The organism is Trichothermofontia sp., from assembly GCF_053493415.1.
The window spans coordinates 1-8,690 of record NZ_JBRCAD010000013.1 but is presented as its reverse complement, the minus strand read 5'-3'; the positions used below and the strand labels follow the sequence as shown (position 1 = coordinate 8,690).

The 8,690-nt window shown below is 53.3% G+C and carries 6 protein-coding genes; 2 read left to right on the top strand and 4 right to left on the bottom strand.

All coding sequences use genetic code 11. The features are described 5' to 3' along the window. Positions 1-557 (bottom strand): RNA-guided endonuclease InsQ/TnpB family protein (locus ACWIUF_RS01590; protein ID WP_448570423.1); only part of this gene is annotated, 557 nt, incomplete at its 3' end. 104 nt (positions 558-661) lie between these two features. Between ACWIUF_RS01590 and ACWIUF_RS01585 the strand changes: the two genes are divergently transcribed. Then, positions 662-2,872, top strand: coding sequence for an alkaline phosphatase D family protein (locus tag ACWIUF_RS01585; RefSeq protein WP_448570422.1), 2,211 nt, complete (start codon positions 662-664; stop codon positions 2,870-2,872). 518 nt (positions 2,873-3,390) lie between these two features. On the opposite strand, the gene petH is transcribed toward ACWIUF_RS01585, so the two are convergent. Beyond that, entirely contained in the window at positions 3,391-4,563 is a 1,173-nt protein-coding gene (gene petH, locus ACWIUF_RS01580) for a ferredoxin--NADP reductase (RefSeq protein WP_448570421.1), read from the bottom strand. Positions 4,564-5,193: 630 nt separating this feature from the next. Between petH and ACWIUF_RS01575 the strand changes: the two genes are divergently transcribed. After that, a complete protein-coding gene (locus tag ACWIUF_RS01575) occupies positions 5,194-6,204 on the top strand; it encodes a phosphoribulokinase (protein ID WP_448570420.1) in 1,011 nt (336 codons plus the stop codon). A 104-nt stretch (positions 6,205-6,308) separates the two neighbouring features. On the opposite strand, the gene ACWIUF_RS01570 is transcribed toward ACWIUF_RS01575, so the two are convergent. Both ACWIUF_RS01570 and ACWIUF_RS01565 read right to left on the bottom strand, forming a co-directional pair. Then, positions 6,309-8,492, bottom strand: a complete 2,184-nt coding sequence (locus tag ACWIUF_RS01570) for a PAS domain S-box protein (RefSeq protein ID WP_448570419.1) — start codon at positions 8,490-8,492, stop codon at positions 6,309-6,311. Further along, the coding region (locus tag ACWIUF_RS01565) for a hypothetical protein (RefSeq protein ID WP_448570418.1) at positions 8,482-8,690 on the bottom strand (209 nt) is incomplete at its 5' end. The genes ACWIUF_RS01570 and ACWIUF_RS01565, both read right to left, overlap by 11 nt.

The following is an 8,690-nucleotide window of genomic DNA, read 5'->3' as shown; positions in this document are numbered from 1 at the left end:
ACTTGCACCTCACTCTGAAGAATCAGGTGTACATAGTAGCCCGATGCCCGACGAATCACGCGAATCTGCTTGACCGCAAAGCCATCGGGAATCGGACGGCTCATCCGCATGGGGATTTTGCCGAGCTTGGGCAAGTCCACCTTCCCATCTTGAACGGGATGTCGGTTGGGCTGAGGATACAGAAACGACCGCAGCCGTTGCTTGAACCGGGGGAAACCGTGCCCTCGCTCCCACAGCGCCACAAAGGCCGCTTCCACTTGTCGCAGCACTTGTTGCAATACATGCGTATGCGGGCGTTTCAATTCTGGGAACTGCTGTTTGGCAGCCGCCAGCGCCTTACACTGGGAGTAGTATGTAGGCCGCTGGGCAGCAGCAGGAATGATGTACTCCCGGTCGATGCGGCAAGCATTGATATCGCACTTGCGAGAACGCGCCCAATCTTTACGTTCGGCCAGCGCGAAATTGTAGACTTTCCGGCAAATCTCCAGCCAGTCCGCAATTACCGCTTCCTGCTCAAGCGTAGGTTGAAGCTTGTACTCGTAAGTGAGGGTTACCATGCTGCAATTTTAGCCTTTTGATTAAGGTGCTTGCAGTTTACTCAAAGCCGTCCGAGAAGGACGGGGCTTGAATCCCATTATTTTTTGATCAAGGAGAAGGGGCAATGGCGGTATTAATTGGCGATGCAGGGAACAATCTGATCGAGGGTACCTCCAGCGATGATGTGATATACGGCAGGGGGGGCGATGACACCCTCAACGGCAATGCGGGCGATGACACCCTCAACGGCAATGCGGGCAACGATCGCCTGGATGGGGGCGACGGCAATGATCTCCTGCGGGGCGGCAAGGGCAACGATTGGCTCTTGGGAGGAGAAGGTGACGATGTTCTATTTGGCGATCGCGGCCAGGATACGCTGACCGGGGGACCGGGACAGGATTGGTTTGTCCTGCGGCGACGCAGTGGGGGAGCCACCCTGGCGTTGGCTGACCTGATTACTGACTTTCAACCGGGGGAAGACTGGCTCGCCCTGAGTGGCGGCTTGCGGTTCGAGGATTTAGATCTCAGCCAGGGACCGAATGGGGCCGTGATCCGCGATCGCGTCACTGGGGACTATTTGGCTGTGCTGGATGGGGTAGCTGCCGATCGCCTGAGCGCTGCCAACTTTACCGTTAACCTGCCGGTCGCTGACCCGACCACCCTGCCCAATGGCATTGCCAGCGGTGATACCACCCAAACGACAACGGTATTGTGGACTCGGAGTGCCGTCCGGGGTGAGGTCGTGTTTGACTATGGCACCGATGCCAATTTCGGGACGATCGCGGGACAGGTGACGGCGATCGTGGACGACCCCCGTGTACCCGTGCAGGTGGAAATCGACAACCTGGCCCCCAATACCCCCTATTTCTATCGGGTGATCAATGCCGCTGGCGAAACCCAGTATGGGCGGTTTGTTACTCCCGCTCCCCTGGGCACGCGATCGGGGCTACGCTTTGGGGTATCCGGGGACCTGCAAGGGGAACTGGCCCCCTACGTGTCGATCCGCAATGCCGATGAGCGGGATCTCGCCTTCTTCGTCCAGATGGGCGACATGGTTGAGGCCGATAGCGAATCCGCTGCCCTGCCCGGTGTGACCCAGGCCAGAACCTTAGACGAGTTTCGGATCAAGCAAAACGAGGTCTACAGTGAACGCTTTGGCCTCAATACCTGGGCCGACTTGCGGGCCACCACGATGGTCTATAACACCTGGGATGATCACGAAGTCACCAATGACTTTGCGGGTGGCGTTCCCCCGGCTGACTCGCCCCAAAAGTTGGGTCTCTTCGGGGATGCGGTGACGGGCTTCGTTAACCAAACCCCTGCCTTCAATGATGCCCTGCGGGCCATGCTGGACTACTTTCCCCGCCGGGAGACGACCTATGGCGAGACGGGCGATCCCCGCACGGAAGGCAGACAGCAACTCTATCGCTTCAATACCTTTGGCAGTGATGCCGCCCTCTATGTCCTAGATGTGCGATCGTTCCGAGATGCCCCCCTGCCCTTTATTTCGGAAGCCGCCCCCCAGGAAGCGATCGATCAACAGTTACAAAATGCCTTTGAACCGGGTCGGACCATGCTAGGAGCGGTCCAGTTGCAACAGTTGAAGGACGATCTGCTCCTCGCCCAACGGGAGGGGGTGACTTGGAAATTTGTCATGTCCACGGTTCCCATGCAGCACTTTGGCATTGCCGTGTCCGGGGAACGGTGGGAAGGGTTTGCCGCCGAGCGGGCGGATCTGCTGAACTTCATCACGGCAAACCAGATCGAAAACGTGGTCTTTGTCACGGGCGACTTCCACGGCCACGTGGTCAATAACGTCACCAACCAGCAAGGCTTTGGTCTACCCCAAACCCCCACGGGCGCGTTCGATGTCATGATTGGCCCGGTGGCGATCCAGTTAACCGTACCCTTCCTACCGCCGCCGTTTAATCAAACCTTTGCGGCTCCCTTTGGTCCGGCAACGGTCGGGTTTACCCCCGCCTCGCTGTTGGCTGCCCAGGGAAAAAGTCAGGCGGAATATCTGGCCCTGACCGATCGCGCCGCCAAAGACCAGTATGTGCGCGAAATTTTGGATTACCGGACAGCCACCCTCTTGGGCTATGACCCGATCGGCCTCGAAGGGTCCGAGATCGACGCGACCTTGCTCCAGGGGGAATTCCTCGCGACCCACACCTACGGCTGGACCGAGTTCGACATTGCCCCCGGCACGGGACGGCTGACGGTGACCACCTACGGGGTAACGCCCTATACCGAAGCCAGTTTATTGGCCAACCCCGATCCGATCCTCGGTGCCCAGCCGGAAATTGTGGCCCAGTTTGTGGTGAATCCTTTCTAAAAATTCGTTTTAAAAGGGAAGATCGCGGTTTTAAAACCGCGACTACAAACCTAGCGACTCTGCTCCTTCAATAAGATCCTCGTTGTTCGTAGTGACGACTTTAGTCGTCAAAGTAAGCATATCTAGCAATCCTAAATAGTTCGTGAAGGACTGTAGTGCAGGCTTCTAGTGGTCAATCAAGCTTGATTTTGTAGGTTGGGTCAAACCCAGTGCGACCCAACAAAGTCATTGCTCGTGTTGGGCCTCATCAGGCTCGACACGACAAGTTCCCATTCTAGGTATAGCAGACTCCTCGTCTACCAACTCCTCGTCTGTGGTGCAGGCTTCTAGCCTGTGCGGGTAGGCTGCCCACCCCACACGCATCAAGCGCCTGGGATGACTCTCTAGGCTTTTCAAACCAGTTCTAACTACCCATTATCCAAACGGCAAACACAAAAAAAGCGCATATAGGTCATGACAACCCACATACGCAAAATTGTGACCAACAAGGTTCAAGTGAGCCAGAAGCTACGCGGTAATTAGTAGGTTTCCACGTGCCAACGACCCGCCCGCTTCAGATCCTTTTGGTAATCCGACCAGGTTACCCCGTGCTTCGCCGCTGCCCCAGAGAGGGCCTTATCAATGCCATCTTCCATGCCCTTAAGACCGCAAATATAGGTGTGGGTCTTCTCTTGCTGAATCAACTCCCACAAGCGATCGGCTTGTTCCGCCACCCGATCCTGGATGTACATCTTGCCACCCTCGGCATTTTGCTGTTCCCGGCTGATGGCATAGGTCAGTTGGAAATGATCCGGATACTCAGTCGCCATTGCTTCCAAATCATCCTTGTAAAGGATATTTGCCGTATAGGGAATACCAAAGATCAGCCAAGCAAACCCATTGAACTTATAGTCCGCGTGGGTTTCCTTGAACATCCGCCACAGGTAGGCCCGGAACGGCGCAATCCCTGTCCCCGTCGCCATCATAATCACCGTCGCATTCGGATCATCCGGCAACAGCATCTCCTTACCCACTGGCCCCGTAATCGCCACATCTGCACCTACTTCCAAATTGCAAAGATAAGTGGAGCAGACCCCGTAGACCGTTTCGCCCGTTTCCGGATGCTTGTACTCTAGCTGGCGCACACACAGGGATACGGTTTTATCATCGCCATGATCCCCATGCCGAGTAGACGCAATCGAATATAACCGCAGTTTGTGGGGTTTACCTTGGGCATCCGTGCCGGGTGGAATAATGCCAATACTCTGGCCTTCCACATAGCGCAAATCCCCCGCCGACAGGTCAAAGGTTAAGTGGCGTACCGTGCCCACGCCCCCCTCACGCACGAGTTCATAGTTGGACAAACACTTGCCAATGTAGGGGTTATTGGGGCGGTAGATATTCACCGGCACATCTGCGTGCTTAGCCTTGGCCTTGGCCGGGGCGGCGGCGGGGGCGGGCGGCGGCGGGGGAACGCTGCTGGCCTTACCGAGTTCGACTGGCTCGATCCGCACAATCTTGCCACCCATGCGGGTAATGCGTCGCATCTCTTCATTCATGCGACTGTAGGGCACCGTGATAAAAATACTGGCACTGCTCCGAATGGGTGCATCCATCCGATCAGTTTCAGCATTCTGCCGCAAGCCGGTGACTTCGTAACGGAAGAGACGACTACCCGCACTGGAGGAGTCGGCAGCACTTGAATTGTACATAACGATCTTGTCTCTCTCTAACCTTACCTAAACAACTAGGATGATTTGACTTAGGAACGCCTTAACCTATGATGCAGCAAGACGGTACCCTCTGGATGGCGATCGCTGTCGCCACCCCAAGACATTTCAATCATCCAATGCAAGCAGGTGAGGCTGACGCGACTAGCGCGATCGCCCCGACAGACGGCCCATCGTCATCCCAAGCAGTGGCGTCAAACCCAGGTTACACCCAGAATCGGGTCAGCCAACCCTACCCCGGCAGGGCAACAGATATCAGGAAAGCTTGCGAAAAATGAGAAAAGTTATAGTTTCTTTTCGTCACACTTACCTTTAGCATGATAGAGAGGCAGTTCACCTTGTGCCTTGTTTAAGGGGACACGGTTCTGGTAGGATCTACCGTAATTTGGTAGTGCTTAATACCTAACCCTAACCGCCGGGAGCAATCGCTAGGGGCAACCCTGATCGTCCGAACGATTGCGACTCGGCAACTTGCCTCGATCGCGATCGCAGGCTGGGGAGCAACATCGGGAATCCGTGCCGGGAATTGCTACCCTAACGTAACGCAACGAGTCATCGTGACTCACCTCAAAAGATTACCGTTAGCGAGTTTTGTTTGTTTAGAGGGACCCTATGACCAGTAAGCCAGACCGTGTGGTACTGATTGGCGTCGCCGGAGATTCTGGGTGTGGCAAGTCTACCTTCTTGCGCCGCCTAGCCGATCTCTTTGGCGAGGAACTGATGACCGTGATCTGCTTGGACGACTACCACAGTCTGGATCGGGTACAGCGGAAGGAGAAGGGGGTAACAGCACTCGATCCCCGCGCGAATAATTTTGATCTGATGTATGAGCAGATCAAAGCCCTGAAGGCGGGTAACCCGATCGATAAACCGATTTACAACCACGAAACCGGCACGATCGATCCGCCAGAGCGCATTGTCCCGCGCCCAATTGTGGTCATTGAGGGGTTGCATCCGATGTATGACGAACGGGTGCGATCGCTGCTGGACTTTAGCGTGTATCTCGATATCAGCGATGATGTCAAGGTGGCCTGGAAGATTCAACGGGATATGGCAGAACGTGGTCACCGCTACGAAGACGTGATTGCCGCGATTAACGCCCGCAAACCTGACTTTACGGCTTATATTGACCCGCAAAAGCAATACGCTGATGTTGTTTTGCAAGTTCTCCCCACAAAACTCTTGCCAGAGGAGCAAGACAAAGAACACAAGTTCTTACGTGTACAGATGATCCAACGCGATGGGGTTGAGGGTTTTGAACCGGCCTACCTGTTTGATGAAGGGTCCACGATCGACTGGGTCCCCTGCGGTCGTAAGCTTACCTGCCCCTATCCCGGTATTAAGATGCACTACGGTCCCGATAGCTACTATGGCAATGAAGTTTCGGTGCTAGAGGTGGACGGTCAGTTCGATAACCTGGAAGAGTTGATCTACATTGAAGGTCACCTGAGCAATACCTCGGCCAAATACTATGGTGAATTGACTCACCTGCTACTGCAACACCGTGACTATCCGGGTTCCAACAACGGTACGGGCTTATTCCAAGTGTTGACGGGACTGAAAATGCGGGCAATCTACGAACGGTTGACGGCGGCTGAGTTGAAGATGCCGGCTCAAGTTTAAGGACACTAGTAGCCGATGAGCAAGGGGCCTTAAGCCCCTTGTCTGTTTTTAATAAGCCCCTTTTTTAGTAAGCCTCTTGTCTGTTCATGCAATTCCGCCAGTAGCTAACTCCAAAATTCATCCAGGTTAACGGACTCTAGTTCTTGCTGAACTTCCTGGAAATAATGACTCTTGGTTAGCATTGCAACTTCTTTATCCCGTTTCTTCTGATCGATTTCGATCTTTAGCTCTTCTAATTGCTGCCGCAATTCGTCTTCGCGGCGTTTGCGCTCGCTAATATCCTGAACAATTCCTTCGTAATACAGGACCTTACCGCTATTGTCTCTAACAACACGGGCATCAATCTGCACCCAGATAATGCTACCGTCTTTGCAATAGCAACGATACTCAAAATCCTTAACTGAATCCTGTTGATCGAGAAGTGCTCTAAATTCAATTCGCTTTTCTGGATCAACATAAAGTTGTTCGCCAATGTTCGTGATACTGGCAATCATTTCGGCAGGCGAACCATAGCCATAAATTTTGGCAAGGGCGGGATTGGCATTGATAAACTCCCCTTCTGGGGAGGATTGAAAAATTCCTTCCAAGGCATTTTCAAAGATGCTGCGGTAGTTCTCTTCTGCAATCCGTAGGGCTTCTTCTGCTTGCTTGCGATCGGTGATATCCCGCACCATAATCAAGACTTCATCTTCCCCCAACACCAGAATCCGCACTTCTTCATCCTGGGACTGGCCATCAATAGTCAGCCGCTGCTCATAAACCTGCAACTGGCCCGTAATCAGGGCTTGCTCGATATGATACATACGCCGATCGGCTAGGTCCGGCGGCAGTGACTCGTAAACGGTCGTGCCGGCACTAAACCGCTTAACCCCATGTACGCCGCGCAGGCGATCGCTCCCCACAATATCGATATAGGTCCCATCCCGCTTGGCCCGAATCATGAGGTCAGGAATGGCCGTAACAATAGCACGATTGGTTGCCTCACTTTGCCGTAACGCATCAAAGGACTCCTTGAGTTGACCGGCCATACAATTGAAGGAATCCGCCAGGGTATCAACCTCAATAATTGAACTTGGATCAACCTGCTGATCGAGGTCGCCTTGGGCCACTTTGTTCGAGGTCTGGGCAACCCGCAGGAGCGGACGGGTGACCCAACGGGAAGTCAAAATTCCGATCGCGATCGCCCCCGCTAGGGCTAGGAGGATTAACCAAAGCGTGTTCCGGCGGCTAGCATGGATCTGGGCCATAAAATCCGACTCAGGGATAGTCAACACTACTAGCCAATCGAGATTACCATCCTGGAAAGGCGCAACCTGGACATATTGTGGCTGACCATTCAGTGAGAAATCGAATTGTTGAACAGCCTGAATATCGTTTAGATCGCTAAATTGTGCCATTAATGCTTCAGCCGTCGATCGAATGGTTACGTCAGGACTGGCCGTCGCCAATAGCCGTTCGCTGGTTTCGCCCTGTTTTTCAAGCATTGGTGCTTCTGAAGAAGTTGCCACCAATTGGCCCGATCGTTCCATAATAAATGCGGTGCCTGTCTTCCCAATTTGGAGACTCTTCAAGAAATGATTGACCTCACGCGGCAAGAAGAAGTCGGCGGCACATACACCAATCAAGGCATTGCTCTGGCGATCGTAGACGGGAATGCTGGCAGTAATAGTGGGAAACCCTGTGGCAAAGGCGATATAAATATCACTCCAGACTGCCTGATTGGTTGCCTTGGCTGCTTTATACCAGGGACGTTGGCGGGGGTCGTAGGGGCGATCCAGGGTGCCAATCTGAGTCATTCGGTTCCCCTTAGCATCAAAACCAAAATCCTGGCGCATAAAGTTGGTTTCGGCATTGCTAAAGTGCAAAATCACCTTAGAAGCAGTATCCTGCTCTAGAACGCGACTAGTGCCCAAAAAACTCCCCTTCTCATCCCCACAATAGACATAGCTAAGGGTTGGATAAATCTGCATATGCTCCCAGAAATAGTACTCACCACTGGGATTGCTGACATTAATATCTCCCTGGGCAAAAGCACTAGCATTCAGGCGATTGATCGTCTTGGGTGCCGCCGTGTAGGCATTTAGTTTCTCCGTAATTCGCGTAGTAAGTTCTGTCCGTAATTGACTAGCAACATCATTGACTGCCTGCTGCCCACTGCGGTAGGCAATGAATCCAACTAGCCCAACCGCAGCCATAATTTGTAAGACAAAGGGAACAACCAGAGTTGTGCGGAGGCGAAATTTATAGGGGAGATTAGCCATGCCTTGAGCAATCTCTTTACCAGTCATTAATAGTGCTCCCCCCAGCAATCCACTCCTCTAATTTTCGTTCGGGTTCTGCTGCATTAAACCAGAAGTGTTGAATCCAGATATAAAACTTTACACTTGAGGGTGCGAGAGTCATACAAGCGTTTCTGGAAGCAAATCGTAGCTCCAATGGACGAGCGAACAGCGACGGCTGAGTTCTAGTTGCAAATAGCGAAACTT